General features: G+C 38.5%; 15 protein-coding genes. 14 read left to right on the plus strand and 1 reads right to left on the minus strand.

The features are described from left to right. The first annotated feature begins 40 nt into the window (after positions 1-40). The 7 genes from bsdcttw_RS10465 (at position 41) to bsdcttw_RS10495 (ending at position 11,359) form a co-directional block, all read left to right on the plus strand. The gene (locus bsdcttw_RS10465; protein WP_185259314.1) at positions 41-685 is read left to right on the plus strand and encodes a hypothetical protein; all 645 of its coding nucleotides are present in this window, start codon (positions 41-43) and stop codon (positions 683-685) included. Between the two features lie 209 nt (positions 686-894). Then, positions 895-2,061 (plus strand): substrate-binding domain-containing protein, encoded by a 1,167-nt coding sequence (locus tag bsdcttw_RS10470; protein WP_185259315.1) that lies wholly within the window; start codon positions 895-897, stop codon positions 2,059-2,061. A 199-nt stretch (positions 2,062-2,260) separates the two neighbouring features. Continuing rightward, positions 2,261-5,251, plus strand: coding sequence for an alpha-mannosidase (locus tag bsdcttw_RS10475; RefSeq protein ID WP_185259316.1), 2,991 nt, complete (start codon positions 2,261-2,263; stop codon positions 5,249-5,251). Between the two features lie 182 nt (positions 5,252-5,433). Continuing rightward, positions 5,434-6,801 (plus strand): extracellular solute-binding protein, encoded by a 1,368-nt coding sequence (locus bsdcttw_RS10480; RefSeq protein WP_185259317.1) that lies wholly within the window; start codon positions 5,434-5,436, stop codon positions 6,799-6,801. Positions 6,802-6,866: 65 nt separating this feature from the next. Next, the gene (locus bsdcttw_RS10485) at positions 6,867-7,775 is read left to right on the plus strand and encodes a carbohydrate ABC transporter permease (RefSeq protein WP_185259318.1); all 909 of its coding nucleotides are present in this window, start codon (positions 6,867-6,869) and stop codon (positions 7,773-7,775) included. Then, positions 7,768-8,658, plus strand: coding sequence for a carbohydrate ABC transporter permease (locus tag bsdcttw_RS10490; RefSeq protein WP_185259319.1), 891 nt, complete (start codon positions 7,768-7,770; stop codon positions 8,656-8,658). The genes bsdcttw_RS10485 and bsdcttw_RS10490 overlap by 8 nt, the downstream gene beginning before the upstream one ends. Before the next feature lie 172 nt (positions 8,659-8,830). Beyond that, positions 8,831-11,359 carry a GxGYxYP domain-containing protein gene (locus tag bsdcttw_RS10495; RefSeq protein WP_185259320.1) on the plus strand — a complete coding sequence of 843 codons (2,529 nt, stop codon included), beginning with the start codon at positions 8,831-8,833 and terminating at the stop codon, positions 11,357-11,359. A 138-nt stretch (positions 11,360-11,497) separates the two neighbouring features. Here bsdcttw_RS10495 and bsdcttw_RS10500 read toward each other — a convergent pair whose 3' ends face one another. Further along, on the minus strand, positions 11,498-13,183 hold the full coding sequence (locus bsdcttw_RS10500) for an Ig-like domain-containing protein (protein ID WP_185259321.1): 1,686 nt from the start codon (positions 13,181-13,183) through the stop codon (positions 11,498-11,500). Between the two features lie 238 nt (positions 13,184-13,421). Here bsdcttw_RS10500 and bsdcttw_RS10505 point away from each other — a divergent pair, with 238 nt between their 5' ends. From bsdcttw_RS10505 to bsdcttw_RS10535, 7 genes are all read left to right on the plus strand, one after another. Next, positions 13,422-14,024, plus strand: coding sequence for a class I SAM-dependent DNA methyltransferase (locus tag bsdcttw_RS10505; RefSeq protein ID WP_185259322.1), 603 nt, complete (start codon positions 13,422-13,424; stop codon positions 14,022-14,024). A gap of 12 nt (positions 14,025-14,036) precedes the next feature. Then, positions 14,037-14,993, plus strand: coding sequence for a hypothetical protein (locus bsdcttw_RS10510; protein WP_185259323.1), 957 nt, complete (start codon positions 14,037-14,039; stop codon positions 14,991-14,993). A 43-nt stretch (positions 14,994-15,036) separates the two neighbouring features. Continuing rightward, entirely contained in the window at positions 15,037-15,372 is a 336-nt protein-coding gene (locus tag bsdcttw_RS10515) for an MGMT family protein (RefSeq protein ID WP_185259324.1), read from the plus strand. A gap of 318 nt (positions 15,373-15,690) precedes the next feature. Next, entirely contained in the window at positions 15,691-16,836 is a 1,146-nt protein-coding gene (locus bsdcttw_RS10520) for a GGDEF domain-containing protein (RefSeq protein WP_185259325.1), read from the plus strand. A gap of 65 nt (positions 16,837-16,901) precedes the next feature. After that, complete coding sequence (locus bsdcttw_RS10525; protein WP_185259326.1) at positions 16,902-17,621, plus strand: FadR/GntR family transcriptional regulator; 720 nt, start codon at positions 16,902-16,904, stop codon at positions 17,619-17,621. A gap of 209 nt (positions 17,622-17,830) precedes the next feature. Further along, the gene (locus bsdcttw_RS10530) at positions 17,831-19,372 is read left to right on the plus strand and encodes an L-lactate permease (RefSeq protein ID WP_330602422.1); all 1,542 of its coding nucleotides are present in this window, start codon (positions 17,831-17,833) and stop codon (positions 19,370-19,372) included. 71 nt (positions 19,373-19,443) lie between these two features. Then, on the plus strand, positions 19,444-20,232 hold the full coding sequence (locus tag bsdcttw_RS10535) for an electron transfer flavoprotein subunit beta/FixA family protein (protein ID WP_185259327.1): 789 nt from the start codon (positions 19,444-19,446) through the stop codon (positions 20,230-20,232). Positions 20,233-20,238 lie beyond the last annotated feature (6 nt).

The following is a 20,238-nucleotide window of genomic DNA, read 5'->3' on the forward strand; positions in this document are numbered from 1 at the left end:
TAAAATTCCCAATAAATTCTGATATGAGAGGAAAGAGAAAATGATAAAAATGAATCAATCAAAAAAGAAAAGTTTATTCAGCCGTACTATTGTTTCTGTATTAACTGGCACCATGATGGTATTTTTATTAACAGGATGTAAGAATACGAATTCAACAGGCGACACAGGCACACCGACTCCCACAGCCACAGCTACAGCTACAGCTACCTCAACACCCACCCCTACAAAAACCGGTGATACCGATGCGGTATCCTCTGCATCCATAGTAGATACCCAAAGTGCATTTGAGAAAGCTATAAGTGCACAAGGCACCTGGATTATAGCTATTACAAAAGATCTAACAGTTGATAAAGATCTTGTTTTGGATGGTGAATTTACAAACGGCAAGAAAGATGATAATGGCAAAGATATTGTTCAGCGTAAGATTGCTTTATATTCACAGGATGAACAAAGAAATATTACTGCCAGATATACCTTGACAGCACCTAAACTTACCATTAAGAGCCCCTATGCAAGTCTGCAACATGGAAAATTTGTTGGGGATGTAATCGTTGACGCACCTAATTTTCAGCTAATTGACAATGTAGTTCAAGGTAATCTTTATTTTACCAGCCAGGATGTAAAAGATAGTTTCACTATGGATGCGACAAGTTCTGTATCCGGAGTCCAGGAAATTAAAAAATAATATCTAAAACCTTTCGAGCTGTTACAAATGGTAAACAGAACAGGTATATTATGGTATAATACCCTGTTTGATATCATTTGGAACAGCTCTTTTTTGTATAAATCAACGAATATAATTAGTTTGTGATAAAGTATTTATTCTTTTTCAATCATCTGGTATAATCTATATCAATGATATATAAAAAATAATGCAGAAGATGTGGGTGAAGAATGAAGCAAAAGGATAGATACATGGATGAGGCGAAAACAGGCAGAGGGAGTGCATCTGATACACTCTACAACAAAGTCCGCAACGAAATACTAAAAATAATTATAGAAAGACAGATTGGTTCAAATGAACTCCTGCCTTCCGAAGGGGAGATAGCTGAGTTATGCAATGTCAGTAAAATGACAAGCAAGTTAGCACTTAATTCATTGGCAGAGGAACATATTATCTACCGGATACCCAGGAGGGGCAGCTTTTTAGCTGATGTAGACCTGAATAAGATACGCAGTATGGTGGATTCAAATAGTACATCTAATTATTCGGCTGTAAAAAGTAACTATCTGGCACTTGTAATTCCTAAGATGGATTCTTATTGCGGGAATATAGTAAGAGTAATCTTAACAGCTGCAGAAGCGTATAATTATCATGTTGTGGTGAAGTACTCCGACGGAATAAGTGAAACGGAAGAACAGATACTTTCGGAAATATCCAAGGTACCGGAGATTATGGGAGTAATCTTATTTCCTGGTGATAATAATACTTGTGGTATAGAGCTTTTAAGCTATAAGGTGCATAACTACCCCATCGTCATAGTTGACCGAGTATATAAGGAAGTTGAATTTGACAGCATATGCCATGACAATTATCAAGGGGCAAAGGATGCAGTAAGTTACCTAATCAGAAAAGGCCATTCCAAAATTGGATTTATATCAAAAAGTATCTCAAATGTAACCAGTCGTGAGGAACGATATCAGGGTTATATGGCTGCTATGATGGAAGGAAATAAGCGGATTCGATTAGAAAGTGTTCAAACAAACGATAATATGGTGTTAGTAAGTGAACTGAAAGAATATTTGATAAACAACGATAGTCTGACGGCTGTATTTTGCTCGGATGATTATATTGCAGTTTATCTTTATTATGCAGCAGGAGAGCTTGGAAAGTCGGTGCCTGGGGATTTGTCTATTATGGGGTTTACCGATAATGAAATATTAAACTTTATCCCTTTAAAAATGACTACCGTAAAGCAGCCAGTGGAAGAATTGGGTACACAGGCGGTAGAAGTTCTTATGGATAAGATTGCCGATAGCAGCAGACCGCCCAGAACGATCCGGATAAAAACAGATATTATAGAGCGTGATAGTGTAAAAGAAATAAAAATAACACAATAACTAAATAAAAGATTTATATTTCTTGAAGAATCAGTCCTCAGTAATTAACGGCAGGACTGATTTTTTGTATATATTACATAAATTCTTGTTGACATTTATAAAATTATAACATAATATAAACATATCAACTAATATATAAAACATATCAAGTGATATAGTATATCAAATAAGAATATCGATACATACAAGGAGACCTAATATGCCATATCCTATGAAGGAGATAAGACGCAACTTTATAAGCACTTTGCAAGCTATTGAAGGAGCTATTTACAAAAAACTGCAACCTTTAAATGTTACAATGTGGAAAACCTCAGAACCGGTCTCCTTTCAACAACGTTACAGCGGAGAAATGAAAACCCTAAGTATTGGTGACAGCTGGGGAGACATCTGGGATTGCGCCTGGATTCATTTTGAAGGGGAGGTACCGCAGGAAGCTGTTAATAAAAAGATAGTACTTCTTATTGATATCAGCGGGGAAGCTTGCCTGTTTAATGAAGAGGGGTGTCCGGTACAAGGGTTGACCAATATCAGTTCGGAGTTTGATTTAAGTCTTGGAAAGCCGGGAAAAAGAGTAGTAGAGATAGCGAATTCTTCCAAAGGCGGTGAGAGTATTGATCTCTGGGCGGATGCAGGCTGTAATGACCTTTTTGGAAAGTATCAGGACCATGGGCGTCTGATGGAAGCACATATTGCTGAATGCAATAAAGTAATGAAAGAGCTGTATTATGATTTTGAAGTTTTACTGGACTTATTAGAGAATTTACCTGAAAACAGTGCAAGATTTCATAGTATTATACATTCCTTAAATCTTGCTTCCCTGTTTCTTAATGAGTACACGGATGTAGAAGCAGGTAAGGCAAGAGAGATTCTGGCAGCTGAACTGGAGAAAAAAGGCGGGGATGCTTCTCTGTCAATCAGTGCTATCGGCCATGCTCATATTGATCTTGCATGGCTGTGGCCAATCAGGGAAACGAAAAGAAAAGCAGCAAGGACTTTCTCAACTGCTCTGAACATGATGGACAGATACAAAGATTATGTCTTCGGAGCCAGCCAACCTCAGTTATATCAATGGGTGAAAGAGGATTATCCTGCATTGTATGAGAAAATTAAGGATAAAGTAAGTGAAGGACGTTGGGAAGTTCAAGGAGCAATGTGGGTAGAAGCAGATACCAATCTTTCGGGTGGGGAAGCACTGATTAGGCAGATTTTGTACGGAAAGAGATATTTCAAGCAGGAATTTGGTCAGGATATCAGAGTTTTATGGCTTCCGGATGTATTCGGTTATTCCGGTGCACTGCCTCAGCTCCTGAAAAAATCAGGGGTTGATTACTTTATGACGATTAAGCTATCCTGGAACACTTATAATAAGTTTCCACACCATACCTTTTTGTGGTCCGGAATTGACGGAAGCGAGGTACTGGCCCATATGCCTCCGGAAGGAACATATAATTCTGCAGCATCGCCAACCTCCATCCATAAAGCTGAAACGGAGTACCTTGACAAAGGTGTTGTGACAGACTGTATGATGCTCTTTGGTATAGGAGACGGCGGCGGCGGCCCGGGAGAAGAGCATCTTGAGAGGCTTAAAAGAGAAGAAAATCTTAACGGACTGATTCCTGTAAAACAAGAATTTGGTATAGAGTTTTTTGACAGATTGTCGGGTAAATATGAGAATTATCCTAAATGGCATGGAGAACTCTATTTGGAAAAACATCAGGGTACCTATACCTCTCAAGGGAAAAATAAGCGCTTTAACAGGAAACTGGAAATCCTGCTGCGTGAACTGGAATTTGTTTCAGCTATGGCTCGGCTTAGAAAGGACAGTATATACCCAGCAGAGCAGATAGAAGAGATATGGAAGGAAATGCTTTTATACCAGTTTCACGATATTCTGCCAGGTTCGTCCATTCATAGGGTATATGATGAATCTCTACGGCGCTATGAAGCTTTGGAAATTAAAATTAAGGATTTATTACAAGATGCCTGCCAGCATCTTGGACAGACAACTCCCTTTATAATCAATACATTATCATGGAAAAGGAGGGAATGGGTACAATTTGAGGGTCGTTACATAAGAGTTGAAGCGCAGCCTATGGGATTTACAACTCTAAACTGTGATATATGCCAGAAGGAACAGGAAGAATTCTTAAGCCTGACGGCAGCAAAAAATAAATTGGAGAATGAATTCCTCAAGGTAGAGTTTAAAGAGGATGGCTCCATTCAATCTATTTATGATAAGGAAATAAAAAGGGAAATCTTAGAGCCAGATTGTCCCGGAAACGTATTAAGGGTCTATCATGATACAGGTGATGCCTGGGATTTCTCTATCCAATACCGGCAAAGGGAAGCACAGCCTTGTGCTCTGATAAAAGTCAGTACATCAGTGAACGGACCCAAGGCAGAAGTAGTTCAGGTATATCAATTTGGAACTTCACAGATAGAACAGAGAATCATTCTGACAGAAGGCAGCCGCAGGCTGGATTTTATAACAAAAGTGGGCTGGCATGAAAGTAATAAGATGTTAAGAACCTCCTTTTTCCTGCAGTTAAAAGCCCTTGAAGCCAGCTGTGATATTCAATTCGGTTCTGTAAAACGGCCTACTCACAGTAATACCGGAGTTGATATGGCAAGGTATGAGGTTTGTGCTCACAAATGGGTGGACTTATCAGAAGCAGACTATGGTGTAGCTCTTCTAAATGATTGTAAATATGGCTATTGTCTGAAGGAAAACATACTGGATCTGAATCTCCTGCGAAGCCCTGGATATCCAGACGAAATTGCAGATCAAGGACTGCATGAATTTACTTATAGTCTGTATCCTCATACAGGAAATGAGACAACCGGAATGGTAGCACAGGCTGCCTATGAATTAAATATGCCTCTAAGTGTTCATTTTGAGAAGAATACTTGCAAAACTGAGTCTGAGGATTTTAGCTTTATTCAAATAGATAATAACAATATTATTGTAGAAACTGTTAAAAAAGCGGAGGACAGCAGTCATATCATTCTGAGGGTCTATGAATGTCATGGCACTACTACTGTTACCGGAATTCGATTCGGACTGCCTCCTAAAGGGGTGGTGTTAACAGACCTTATGGAACAAGAGATAATGCCTCTTGAAGTGTATGGGTGCGAGGTGAACATTAAGTTTAAACCCTTTGAAATCCATACCTTAAAGATAGAATACTAGAATATGGCAGCAGACCGTCATACTGCCATAGGTATAATTGAATGAAAGGAGGGGAGTATGAATTATAAAAAGCATAATTCATACTCAACAGGAAAAGGCTTTAGGAGTATGAATTATAAAGTTATGTTTGTAAAAGAGGAGAAGGTTTGACGGAATAAAAATTATGAACAGGAGTGAAAGTTATGAGAAAATGGCTTGTTACATTATTAGTGTGTATTATGGTCTTTATGCTGACAGCGTGCGGGGCGCAGTCCAAGAATGAACCGACGGGAACCAACAATTCAAAAGGTACTACCTCAGAACCAACAAAAAAGGCATCTACGGAAAAGATACATCTGATAGCACCAAAGGTTGGGCTCACTGATGAACAAATTCAACTAGCGAAGGACAATGCGAAAAAGGAGAATAGAGACTTATCACCAGCTGATCAGTTTTACATAGGAGTTACAAATAAGATTGCACAAGATTACCCTAATTATGAAATGGAATATGTAGATTGGGGATGGGCTGAGACCCTTGATCAAAAACAGCGTTCTTTGATTTTATCCGGAAACGCTCCAAGTATTGTTGCTGGTGAGACTTTTATGCCGGTATATGCATCCTCCGGAATGCTTGAACCTTTACCTCAGGATATCGTTGATAAGGTGAATCCTTCCTTCCTGATTAATGATTCCCAGGGAAGACCTGTTTCGGTAGCATATAAATCTTCCGTATTTCTTTTATTCTATAATAAGACTCTTTTGAAGAACGCAGGTCTTGATCCGGAGAACCCTCCTAAAACCTGGGATGAATGGAAGAAGATGTCTGATGCTGTTACAGCAAGCGGCAAAGGTGAAGTATTTGGCGGTGGTGTTCCTTCATTTCCTCATGCCGGAGGTGCTCTTCGTGCAACACCTTTCTTCCGTCAGATGGGTGTGGATTTTGGAGGGGGTTCATCCATTAACTTAACGGATCCTAAGCTTCAAGAGACACTGCAGTTTATAAGAGATATGAATGCAAATTTCCCTGCCGGACTTGGAAATAACAGTGATGAAGGTCCTCTTTGGAGCCAATTCCAGGATAAGGACAAAGGAACCATCGCCTTTGCTGTAAATGGTTCCTGGCAGAAGGGTGCATTAATTGATAACGGATACGACTGGGGTGTAACTGCACTTCCGTTACCGGAAGGCGGTGTAACCGGGAACTGTATGGTAGGTGCGGTATATGTTGGTGTCCCCACTACAGCAGAACATAAAGAAGATTGCTTTAATCTTATACGTGTTCTTTTGGATGATGAACTTCAAAAGAACTGGTTGCATGAAGGTACTCCTTCCGCGTTGAATATCTATATCGACAGCAGTGCGGAATATCCTGATGATGAAACCTTAAAAGCAGCAGCCGATGCTTTAAAGAGCGGTACTGTTAAAGGACTTACTACCTTTGATAAGAATGATGCTCAGATTTGGGAGATCATTGATACGAAAGTTCTTGCACGTACTACTATGACGAACGATTCCATTGAAACAATCTGTAAAGAAGCGCAGTCGGAAATAGAAAATTTATTGAAATAATCAATCCTGTTATGGCGGGTGGCTATCCGCCTGCCATAACAGTTACATAACTAGGGGGTGCCAAAATGGAAGCAGTCGGCAGAAGGGAACGTATCTTAACCAGAAAGCAGCGGCAGAGCCGCAGAGCTTATGCAGTTATCCTGCCGTTTTTTATATACATAGCAATATGGAGCTTATTGCCATTAGTGATAGGACTACTACTTGGATTTACTGATTTTAATGCATTGAATGGCTTGCCGAAATGGGTCGGGCTAAAGAATTTTACGACATTTTTTTCCTCAAAAGACTATCTCACATTACTGGGAAGACAGATGTGGATGGGCAGCCTGTGCCTTGTTGCAAATGTAGTGCTTTCCTTTATGCTGGCTCTGGCATTAAATATTAAGCATCCGTTGCGGGGATTTTTCCGTACTTCCGTATACATACCGAATATAGCAGCGGCAGCAATAACATCAGGTGTATTTATTGCTTTATTGAATCCGTTTAATGGCGGAATAAACATGTTTTTTAAGTCCCTTGGGATGGACCCGATTATCTGGAATTACAGCCAATTCTGGATGGTGTTCTGGATAATTGTTTTCTTTGTATGGCGTTCTGCCGGACCGGCAGCCATAATCTGGCTGGGTGGGCTTCAATCCATCGATCCGTCTCTTTACGAAGCAGCAAAGGTGGATGGTGCCGGCAGATTCCAGCAGATACTCTATATCACAATACCCGGACTTCGTTTTATTGCAGCCTACATTCTGCTTACCGGATTGATTGGTGTTATGCAAATGTTTGATGTTGTCATGCTGATTTCCCATGGAAACCCCTATGGAAAGACGGATGTCTTAATGTACCGAATTTACCGGGACGGTGTAGTTAGTTTTAATATGGGAATGGCCGGTGCTGCTTCGACTGTACTGGGACTTGTTACTATCGTTATAGCATTCCTGGTATTTATAGTCATTTCGAAAGGAGATAATAATGAATAAAGCATTGCGTAATATATTAAAAATAGCTTGGATAGCAGCTATGATGATTCTAGTTCTATTTATGCTCTATCCCTTTATATACTCTTTTCTTGGGGCTTTAAATAACAAAACTGATTTTGCCAATATGGGAACGTTATTACCTATACCGAAAAAGGTAGAGTTTAATAATTTTACATACGCCTTTAGTAAAACAGGTATTCCACCGCTGTTAAATACTTTCTATCGTACGGTATGGTATACTTTTTGGAATGTTCTTGTAGCTGTATTGATTGGATATGTAATGGCAAGGTATGAATTCAAGGGAAAGAAAATCTTTCTTGTATTTATCATCTGTTCTCAGGTAGTACCCAGTGTACTCACAATGATTCCTTCCTTCGTAATGATGTCTAAGATACCATTCCTGGGAGGGAATAACTGGATGGGTATGGGCGGCCATGGACTTATTAATAATCCTTTAGTACTTTACCTGCCATTTGGATGGGGAGTTCTTTTATGGGTATTCCTCTTTATGCAGTCCATGAAATCACTGCCCAAGGACTTTGAAGAAGCTGCCGAGATAGACGGCTGTAATTTCAGACTTACCCTTACCCGGGTGGTTTTGCCCATGCAAAAGCCAATCCTTGCGGTAATTGCAGCAAATACAGCTCTTGGTACTTGGAACGATTGGTTTACTCCATTTATGTATATCAACCGAATTAAGGATTCCACCTTACCGGCCTATATCGGTATGCTGGCAACTTCCCTTCAGGAAATGAGCGGGGATAGAGACTTCCCAAAACTTTTTGGTTTATCCTGCGTATCCATTATTCCACCGCTTTTGATATTTCTCTTTTTCCAGAAATATATCATTCAGGGTATTGCCTCTGCCGGTATTAAAGGATAAGTGGTTCAGGGCTAAAATAGCTTTATTTATACACAGCATCGATAACAACCAGGTATTGCATAATTACATCGATATAATTGACATTTGAGGATTGCATAAGTACATAGTCACGTTTCTATGGAGTTATTGCGTAGTTACATAATAAACTCAATTAATTTAAGGAGGATTTTTTATGAAACGGATCAAAAAAGTCAGTTGGATTCTTGTACTTAGTTTACTCATTTCTTTATTTATGAATGATGTATCTTCTTTAGCAGCGGTGAGCTGGCCGGCGAACCAGTTCCTGCCCTCACTTTCTGCGCCGGCAGCCACTCTTGATGTGATAAGCACTGAGACCAGTAAGACTTATGAAGGTGAAGGCACATTGGTAGCTCATGGAACAGGACATAATGATGGAGACGGATGGCTGTGCCAGACGGGAATTGATACTCCCAACCAGCATATGATCTATGGACCTTATGATACCAGTATCCCAGCTGGAGCAGGTACTGCTGTTTTTAAGATCAAGATTGACAATAATACAGCAGATAACTTGCCACAGGTTCGTATCGATGTTTATGATGCAACTACAGGTACTTCTCTGGCTGCACAGGATATCACAAGGCAGCAGTTTACCACCGCCAGTAAATACCAGGAATTTAATCTGGCCTATATTAACCCTGTTGCAGGACATTCCCTGGAATTCAGGGTTTACTGGTATGGTCGGGCCTATATAAAGGTTGATTGGGTGACATGCTCACCTAAACGATGGAGCGAAGATGCTGTTCTCTTTACTACTTTAAAAGGAGTTGTAAACAAGACACAGCCACGTATCTATACCTACGATACCAATACGGTTAATGGAGAAGGTAAGTATACCTGGTTAAATAATCTTAATCTTAACTATAATCAGGTGTCCGATAAGATGACAATGATTACAAAATACAGAAATGAGATAAGCGGCATCGTTGTTTATGATGATAATTACCTTGATACTATCAACCTGGCAACAACCATAGCCGGAACATCAAATGCAATAGTGGCAGCTCCTTCACAGGTGGCAGCTCTTACCGCAGCTCCCTATAACCTTCCTATCCTAGCAGATTTGCGAGGACAATTTAACAGTAAACTCCAGATCTATCAGTATCTCTATAATAATTACTGGCCCTTGTCAACACACCGGGTGTTAATTGGATTGAATCCCGATGCCCACAAAGGTACTATACGTGATTATGCGGTAGCTATAGGGGCGGCTGTTATCTGGCTGGATCCCAATGTTTCTGCCGAGAATACACTGTTACGAAGCTTTTTATCATCCATGCCGGCAGGGTCTGCTTATATGGGCTGGTGGACGGATGAGGGAGCCGGAGTTATGTTGGCATCGGAATACAGTATATCTACGGTAGCAAGTGACTGGTCCACAAACCTTTCAGTCTTTGCTGGGATGTCCAGAACTGTCAATGTAAAACCGGTACCTGAGAAACCGGTCCTGCAGAATAAAATTTATTTGACCTTTATCATGAGTGACGGAGATAACCTGCAATATATGGAGCATAAGATGAAGCAGCACTGGGATAATCCTGACCGTGGAAGTGTACCCATTGGTTGGACCATCTCACCTGCAGTACTGGATGCTGCACCTGCCTTACTTAACTATTATTATAATACAGCAACAGCTAATGACTGTTTTATCAGCGGACCTTCAGGAGTGGGGTATACATATCCTAACTACTGGCCGAGTCAGACGGGCTTAGATAACTTTGCGAAGATGACGGAAGATTACTGTAAGCGTGCGGGTCTTCGTGTAATAACTATCTGGAATACAATTACCGGCGGAATTAATACAAATGTAGGTGAGAGTTTTGCAAATAATTCACCTTCATTGCTTGGTCTGACAGCGATGAATGGACCTGGAGGACAGATTGATATCTATAATTCTAAGCTGCCATCTCAAAGATTGAATGCTACATACTGTTACGATCAGGCTTCCCTGCAAATGGAGGTTAATAATGCAATTGCCAACTGGAATGGCACGTCACCGAGATTTGTAGCAATACAATGCGAACCCTGGGATGTTACTCCTACCATGATTAAAAATGTTGCAAGTACATTAAATTCCAATGTTCAGGTAGTAAGAACAGATAATTATTTCCAACTTATAAGAGAATCCAAAGGGCTGACAGTAAATCCCCCGGTAACTCCCTTATATTCGGATGATTTCAGTGATGGTAATGCAAACGGCTGGACTACTTATGGGGGAACCTGGGCAGTTCAGAGCGGTGAATACAGTACGGAAGCAGGTGATGGTGTAAAAGCTGTTGCAGACGGAACAAATTTCACTAATTTTACTTATGAAGCAGATATTAAAATCAGCTCTGGATCGGGTAATAACAATGCAGGCTTATTATTCAGGGCAAGTAATCCCAGTGTGGGTGCGGACAATTACCGTGGATATTATGTGGGCTTAAGTGCCAATGGTGACTATATACAGCTTGGGAAAGCAAATAATAACTGGACAGAGCTTAGCAAGGTTACTATGGCAATAGATGCAGATATTGCTTACCATGTAAAAGTTGTTGCTGCAGGAACATCTATAAAAATATATGTAGCAGATATGAGTACGCCGAAGATTAGTGTTACTGATTCAACCTATAGCTCAGGTGCTATCGGAGTTAGAAACTATAATGTTCATGCGCATTTTGACAACATTCTGATTTATTAATAGGGATTTCAAGAATATAAAAGTGTTGAGGCAGTGAACTGATCCCCAAAAGTTAGATTTAAATCTAGCTTTTGGGAGGTCACATCAGTTTACTTCGCCTCAACACTTTTTTTAAAAAAAATTCAGATGAAAAGAAAATTAGTTCTTCATAGTAATGGAATTGAGGATGAATTCACCCATTTTTTGAATGGTACTTCCCTTACTGTTGTCTGAAACAACGATTTCAATTGAATATTTACCCAGATACAAGTCATAAATAGTCTGAGTTATTTTTTGACCGTCAATGGTTGCTGTATACTGGGTCTTTAACACTGGTCCGTTGTCTGATTGATAATCACTCTGGACATAGTTTTTTATGCTATAGCTAATTCCGGTATCCTTAAATATACTGTCATACATAAGTTTTACAGAGTTTAAGGAATAAACTCCTTTTAACTCTTTTTTAGCACTAAAATAATTTGGTGCATAGGTGCTGTTTTTTTCGAAGGTAATGATAATATTAGAACTGTCTGTCGCATTATAAGCCATTGAGGCTTCTCCGTTTACCGTCTGGTCTGTTTCGATTTCCCAATTTGACGGAAGAAGATAAGAAATATTTTCATAGGTTTCCTGCTTTACGCTAAAAGGAGCCTTTCCAATGTAAGGGTTATATTGACTAAGGACAATAGCCTGATAAGTAAAAGTCTGATTATTATAGGTCGCTGTTATAATAGCGGTACCAGGCTTAATACCTTTTACTTCACCATTCTCAGAAACGGAAGCTACTTGCGGGTTACTGGAGTTCCATTGAATGGCTTCAGGTGTCGGAGATGCTTCTGAAGAAGTATCGCTTAAAGACATTGTTATTTCACTATTGTCAGCTGAAGGAGTAACTGTTACATCAGGAGTTTCTGTCGGAGTTACCGTTACATCATGAGTATCTGTCGGAGTTACCGTTACATCAGGAGTTTCTGTAGGTGTTGCTGTAGGGGTAAGGGTGGGAGTTACTGTAATCACAGCAGGAGTTAGTACAGAACTTTCCCCAGCCTTTAACAGGAAGGAATATTCACTTATACCAGTTGGTTTTTTTACTGTAATTACGCAATTTAACTTTTCGCCATCTACAAATGCTGTTATTGTTACCTTACCTTCTTTTAGTGCTGTAACTGTTCCATATATGGATACAGCTGCGATGGAACTGTTACTAGTTGACCATACAGCCCGGTATGATATACCGTTTATCTTAAGATTATAGTTCTGACCTTCTGTCAATGTAATTGTTTTTGTATTTATAGTTATTGGTTCCAGGACTGTAACTTTACTGGAGAATTTTTTATTTCCAACCATTGCGGTAATTATTGCAGAACCTTTTGAAACACCGGTTACTGTACCGTATTTTGAAACTGTGGCAATCTTAACATTACTGGAACTCCAGGTAGGTTTCTTCGTTGTTCCGATAACCTCTAAGGAGCAGTTCTTTTTAGTGTTTAAGTTAAATGCTTTACTGCTGATAGACATTGGAATATATGAATTTACCTTGCAATTAAGCTTTTTGCCGCTAACATAAGCGGTTATCGTTGTTGTTCCTTCTGATTTAGCGGTTATTAATCCGTTAGAATTAACTGTTGCAACCTTCGAATTCCCGGACGACCAGGTTACTTTCTTTGAGGTACCGGTGATTGCTATTGTCTTCGTTGAGTTAACAGGAAGGGAAATTTCAGTGTGACTGATTTTAATAGTTGCTGCTTCGGCAACAGCATTTATACCCGGGAATAGAAAGCTGCCATACATCGTGATTAATAACAAGAATAAAATAGCAGACAGGAAACCCTTTAATTTTTTCATATATTCCTCCAATTGTAATTTATAAATGTATTTGATACATTTACAATTCATTATAGGGGGGAGGACTTATTAAATGCAATTTAGAAAAGCTGGAAATAAATTTAGAATTAACTGGAATCGACTAGGATATTAATAACCCAGGAAATTGTTGTTTTCATTGATATTATTGCCTTAACTTGATATACTGAATTTCAATACAGGCAGAAAAGAAACAGTTTTAATAGATTGGAGAGTAAATATGGGTAATACGGAAATATTTGATGCAATGGCAAATGAATATGACACTACTGAAAGAATCCAAATTGCTAAACTTGCATCCGATGCTATTAGAGAAAGTCTAATAAATGGAAAGGAGAAGCAGGCAATTGATTTTGGATGTGGAACCGGTCTTGTTGGTATGAATCTGTTAAATGAGTTTAAAAGAATTCTTTTTTTGGATTCATCCCAAAGTATGATTGATCAGATAAAGAAAAAAATTACGGAATATGACATTGTAAAGGCAGATACAGTATGCTTTGACCTGGAGAAAGAGAAATCATCCCCATTCCATGCAGATTATATATTTATGGTTCAAGTACTGCTTCATATTAAGGAAACTGATTTTGTTTTATCTAGACTTTTCGAGATGCTAAACCCTGGGGGTCATTTATTAATTGTAGATTTCAATAAAAATGAAGATATTATTTCCGACCTGGTTCATAATGGCTTTGACCAGAACGAACTAACTGTACTCCTAAAAAATATAGGCTTTCAAAAAATTCAATCGAAAACTTTTTATTCCGGGAGTAAAATATTTATGAATAAAGATGCATCTATGTTTATACTTGATGCAATGAAATAGACGGAGGCAAAAATGTTTGACATTAAAAGATTCTATGCAAAATGCATTCAGGGAAATGTTTTCGAAGCCATTAATTATTTAAAATCTTTTGAGAATAAAAGCAAAGATATGATAGAATTGGAAGAAAAGTATGAGCATAGATTTGTTTTACAGGATGAAATTCTGATTAGCGATACAGATGACCCCTGGATAAAAGATGTAGTGAATTGTTATTACCAATACTTTATTGCAGTATTAACGGATAAGAATGCCATGGAAGCTGAAAAAGCGTTAACCGGCAGTTTAACTGAGTTGCTTTCAGTTGATATAAATATGGGTATGGATGATATTGAAATGAAATTAGAAATGATTTTTCAGGAAAAGGGATACTCTTTCTTAGGGGGGATGACTATGCCTTTTTATGGTCCATATATCTGGAAGACAACAAGACGAGAAGACTTTTTGGTAGAGTTACCATGTGACAAACAGGAGATTACATTGTATTTTATTTCGGACTTTCTTATGATCAGCTGGCTGCATTTTGCAACTTTTGGCAGGCATTATACTGGCGAATGGGCGAATGAAGAAGGAATATACTGCGTTATGAACGGGAAGAAAGAGGTAGATATTAACTCGGATGATTTTCAGTGTAGTTTCCTAAAGCATGAAGCACAGCATTTAAGTGATTATGAGAAATATCCGAAGATACAAGGAGCAGAATTAGAATATAGAGCAAAACTTGCAGAGTTGATTTACTACCCCAATACATATCACATATTGGAGAATATAATTCTTCAGGCAAAGGATGATGAGTCGCTGACGCATCCATATGCCTCTTTCCTGATTAGCAAGGGGTTATCCGAGAAAATTTTTGGAGAAGCCCTGGTGTTGGATTTAGAAAAATGGAAAGTTATTGATAATAGTATAATTTCTGAAAATGCCTTGAATTTATATCTGGAAAATAATCAGGTTTTAAATCAGGAAAGATAGGACAAAAAGATAAGAATGTAAGGCGTAGGAAGGTATTAGATGAATGGAGCATTCAAATATATATGAGAAAATTTATGAAGTTGTAGCAGATATTCCTGTAGGTAAAGTTGCTACTTATGGACAGGTTGCCTGGATGGCCGGGCATCCAGGAGCTCATCGGGTGGTAGGTTATGCAATGAGTAGAGTTCCTGAAGGGCTAGGTCTCCCCTGCCATAGAGTTGTAAATAAAGCAGGAGAGATGGCTCCTCTTCATGTCTTCGGAGGAGAAGGCAAACAACGTTTATTACTGGAACAGGAAGGAGTTATCTTTCTGAAAAACGGACATATTGATATGAAAAAGTGTCAATGGAATATATTCGAATCGGAAGAAAGCTCCTAGTATGAAGCATCTGTTAGCATTGGATATGCACTCTTTAGTGAAGATGGTATCGAAATGGAAGTATTAATTGAGAAAGCAGATAAGTCCATGTAAAGGTAAAGAGAGAACGTAAAGGAATTGTTCGTTGAAGTTGACAAGAGGGGTGTTAGCAATAGTCGAATAAAGGGAGATAACGTTAGGAAAAGTAAAATTGTCTTGCTTCTCAAGCTGTATTTTGCTATAATAAAATAGTATCTTAAGGGCATTCCTGAAAATCGGGAATGCTTTTCTTGTATTATCAGCAAAGTAGTTATTGTTAAAATAAAGGAACAATACCTCATGGAATGGATAAAGGAAGGCTTAAAACTTTTAATAAGTCGTTCGGACAAAGAACAACTTGAGTTCGAGAAATATAACAGTTTACTCGTACTTAGAAGAATACGGTTAATATCCCTTGCCACAATTTTCCTATCAGTCTTTTGGGCTTGCATGGATTGGATAATTATTGATAAAGGTGCCGACAGGATCTACACAACAACTTTAATTGTAATGCATACAATCAGTGAGGTCGCATCAGCTGCATTTCTGATTTTTTATCGACGGATAACCGCTAATGCAAAGAAGAATTATCGAACTATTATTATAGTAATTAAGGTATATGTGTTTTTATATATTCTATTTGGAGCATTATCTTCCATAAACAGTCAAAGGTATACCGGAAATATTTATTCATATATCATACTGCTGTTGATAACAGCGATAGCTTTTACTTTAAAACCATCCTTTATGATTTGGGCTTTCGGTGTAAATCATATTGTTTTTTTTATAGGTCTTAGTATCCTTTGTAAGGATACTGGTCAGTTTCTTACAAAAATGGTGAACGCAACAATTTTTACAGGGGCTGCCTTTTTACTTTGTTTTATTTTTTACCGTAATAGGATGCTGGAATTTTTCTATCGAAAACAACTAAAGGAAAATGAAAAAGAACTGAGCAACTATGCTTTTATTGACTCCTTAACAGGAATACTGAATAGGAGAATGGGTTCTAAGAAATTAGAAGATTTGTTTAAAGAAGCACAGAAAACTTCTATGGAATTTGTGCTTTGCTATTTAGACATAAATGATTTAAAATATGTTAATGATACTTATGGACACAATGAAGGGGATAGATATATTCTAACCTTCTGTGATATTATTAAGGATGTGCTGAAGGAAGAGGATATCTTTTTTAGAATGGGCGGTGATGAGTTTATCGTTGTGTTCAAGGACAGAAATAAGGAACAGGTAGAAAATATCTGGAACGGACTAGTTAAAAAAATTCATGAAAAAAATGCCCATGGAGAATTACCCTACCAAATTGTAGTAAGTCATGGGTTAATTTATTACCGTACCGGTATGGACTGTAGTCTAGAAGAAATGATTGAAAAAGCAGATATTTTAATGTACAAAGAGAAACAAATCTTAAAGAAAAATATAAATACATAACTGTTAAGGTATCGGGATTTAAAATTTCGATACCTTTAAAACAATATTGACAGTCGGAGGAATTTATGGAAGGACATGTATCTCAGGAGAAATCCTATATGAAGGTAATTGATTTCATAAAAAAACAAATACGAAACGGTGAACTTACCATCGGAGGCAGACTGCCAGCGGAAAGAGAACTATCAGAAACATTGGGGATAAGCCGTAATTCTGTAAGAGAAGCAATCCGCAGCCTGGATATTATGGGGGTGATATCAAGCCAGCAAGGAGCAGGTAATTTCCTAATCGGAAACTTTGAAAATAATCTGGTAGAATCTCTGTCCATGATGTTTTTATTGAATCAGATAGATTATAAACAAATCAGTCAGCTGCGCAGGGCTCTTGAGATGGAAGCCTTGATGTTAGCTATTGATAACATTACGGAGGAAGAAATCGAGACTCTCAGAAAAGTTATTTTCCAACTAGAAAAAGAAACAGAAGAAAACAATGTCATCCTGGATAAAAAAATGCATTATAATATCGCTCAGGCATCAAAGAATACTTTAATCATTAATGTACTTGAGGCACTTTCTGAAGTATTGGATAAATTCATTGTAGATTTAAGAAGAGAAATATTAAGTGAAGATGACAGCAGAAAAATCCTGATGGAAGCTCATAATGGGATGATTGAGAGTTTAATTACAAAGGATAAAAATCTTGCTTATGAATCTATTAACAAACATTTTGGCGTTATTGACGAAAAATTAGATAAAAAAGGCGTAGAAATAGTGAAAAAAGACCTATAAAAGAGAAAATGCACAAAGCGGTTGTTAAAAAAATGACGTTTGTTGACATATGTGCCAAGTACAGATATAATAAAATTACAAAGTGGTCCTACCAATTAGGATGTATTGGTAGAAAATAGGTGTAGTAAAACAACTGTTTTGCAGCACCTTTTTTTTGGAAATAAAATTGGTAGGACCAATATAAAATCATTTAGAGAATGGAGAAGGGCATGAAGATGATTTTTGATTTTGCATTGGCATTATTACCCATTATCTGGCTAATAATAGCACTTACAGCTTTAAAGATTCCGGGGTTTAAAGCTTGTTCCATTGCATTGGCAATAGCTTATGTACTTGCCGTATTCGTGTGGCATATGCCGTTTACCGACAGTCTGAGTGCAGTAGCAGAAGGGGCAGCTCTTGCATTATGGCCAATTATTATTGTTATTATTGCAGCCATATTTACCTATAATGTTTGTGTTGCCACAGGTAAGATGGAGATAATCAAAAAAATGCTGGCCGGTGTAACAAAGGACAAAAGGATACTCGTGCTTATTATCGCCTGGGGCTTTGGCGGTTTTATGGAAGGAATGGCAGGTTTTGGAACTGCTGTTGCCATTCCTGCCAGTATGCTATGGGGATTGGGATTTGATCCGGTATTTGCTGCTATCGTTTGTCTGATTGCCAACGCAACACCGACAGCCTTTGGCTCCATCGGGATTCCCACTACAACACTGGCTAAGATTACCGGACTTAACGTAATTGGCCTTTCCACCAATACGGTTATTCTTTTAGCAGTACTTATTTTATTAACACCTTTTGTTTTAGTCTTATTAACAGGAAAAAACAAAAGAAGCTTAAAAGGCGTCGTACTCATTACACTTATTTCCGGAGTAGCTTTCCTGATACCGGAATACCTGGTTGCAAAATATTTAGGTGCAGAGCTTCCCGTTGTTATCGGTTCTGTCTGTTCCATGGCAGCTACAGTTCTGGCAGCCAAATTTCTTGGCAGAGGAAAGGTTGAACAAGAATATCTCTTAGAGGATAAGAAGGAAGAAAAAGTTTCAGTTAAGGAAGCTTTCATTGCCTGGAGTCCATTTATTTTAATATTTTTATTCCTTCTTGGAACATCTAAGCTGGTAGCACCTTTTAATGAGCTTCTTGCTACTTTTAAAACTACTGTTAGTATTTACGCAGGAAAGGGTGGAGCACCCTATACATTTTCCTGGCTGGCAACACCTGGGCTTTGGATTATGCTCGCAGCTTTTATTGGCGGTAAGATACAGGGAATCAGTTTAAAGGAAATGATTATTATTCTAAAAAAAACAATTCTGCAGATGATGAAGACCGTTATAACGATTATTGCTATTATGGCAACAGCCAAATTGATGGGGTACAGCGGTATGATTGCTTCCATATCTTTGGTATTTGTTACCTATACCGGTTCTTTTTATCCTTTATTTGCACCTTTCTTAGGTTCTATCGGTACATTTGTAACCGGTAGCGGAACCTCCTCCAGTGTATTATTCGGTGGATTGCAGGCAGAAACTTCTACTGCATTGGGATTAAATCAATCCTGGATTACAGCTTCTAATACCGCAGGTGCAGTTATGGCAAAAATGATTTCACCTCAAAGTATTGCGATTGCTGTAGCTGCCGTTAAATTGGAAGGCAAAGAAAATAAGCTCCTAAGAGGAACAATAAATTTTTATATTTTGTTTATCGTGATAGTAGGAATTATTACTTATATAGGTTCAAGATTCTTGATGTAAACGGAAAAACAGCAGGAAGAAAGTGAATAGATGGAATCTCCCTAAAAAATGGGAGCGAAAGGAGTTAAGAAATGAATATTTTAGTGTGTATCAAACAAGTGCCTGACAGCAATAAGGTTGAGGTGGATCCGGTTACCGGAGTTTTGAAGAGAAACGGTGTGGAATCTAAGATGAATCCATATGATCTATATGCTATTGAAACGGCACTTCGCATTAAGGAGAAGCAGGGAGGAAGCATTACTGCCTTAACCATGGGACCAAATCAAGCAGCTGGAATTATAAGAGAAGCTTTTGCCATGGGAGTGGATTATGGCGTCTTGATATCAGACAGGAAATTTGGCGGGGCTGATGTTCTAGCGACAAGTTATACCATATCTCAAGGGATTATGAAGTCCGGTGAGTATGATTTAATCTTATGCGGGAAGCAAACAACAGATGGCGATACTGCCCAGGTTGGCCCTGAAGTGGCTGAATGGATGGGAATTCCAAGCCTCTCCAACGTCTCAAAGATTGTGGAATTAAAAGAGGATTCCATCATTGTGGAGATGGATATGACCCATGAGATAGAAATTGCAGAAATAAAATACCCTTGTTTACTGGCTGTTGATAAAGATATATTTATTCCCAGGCTCCCCTCCTATGTGAAAAAACAGGAGACAAAAGACAGGGAGATAACAGTTATAACTCTTGCAGATTTGGATGACAAAGAGGAAAAGCATTATGGGTTAAATGGTTCTCCAACTCAGGTGCAGCGTATTTTCCCTCCGGAAGTAAATGACCACAGGGAGGTCTGGAACGGTGACGGCTCTGAGCTAACAGGCAGACTGCTTCATAAGTTGAAAGAACTTAAATTCGCATAAGAAGGA

Origin of the sequence: Anaerocolumna chitinilytica (genome assembly GCF_014218355.1) — a bacterium.
Taxonomy (GTDB): domain Bacteria; phylum Bacillota; class Clostridia; order Lachnospirales; family Lachnospiraceae; genus Anaerocolumna; species Anaerocolumna chitinilytica.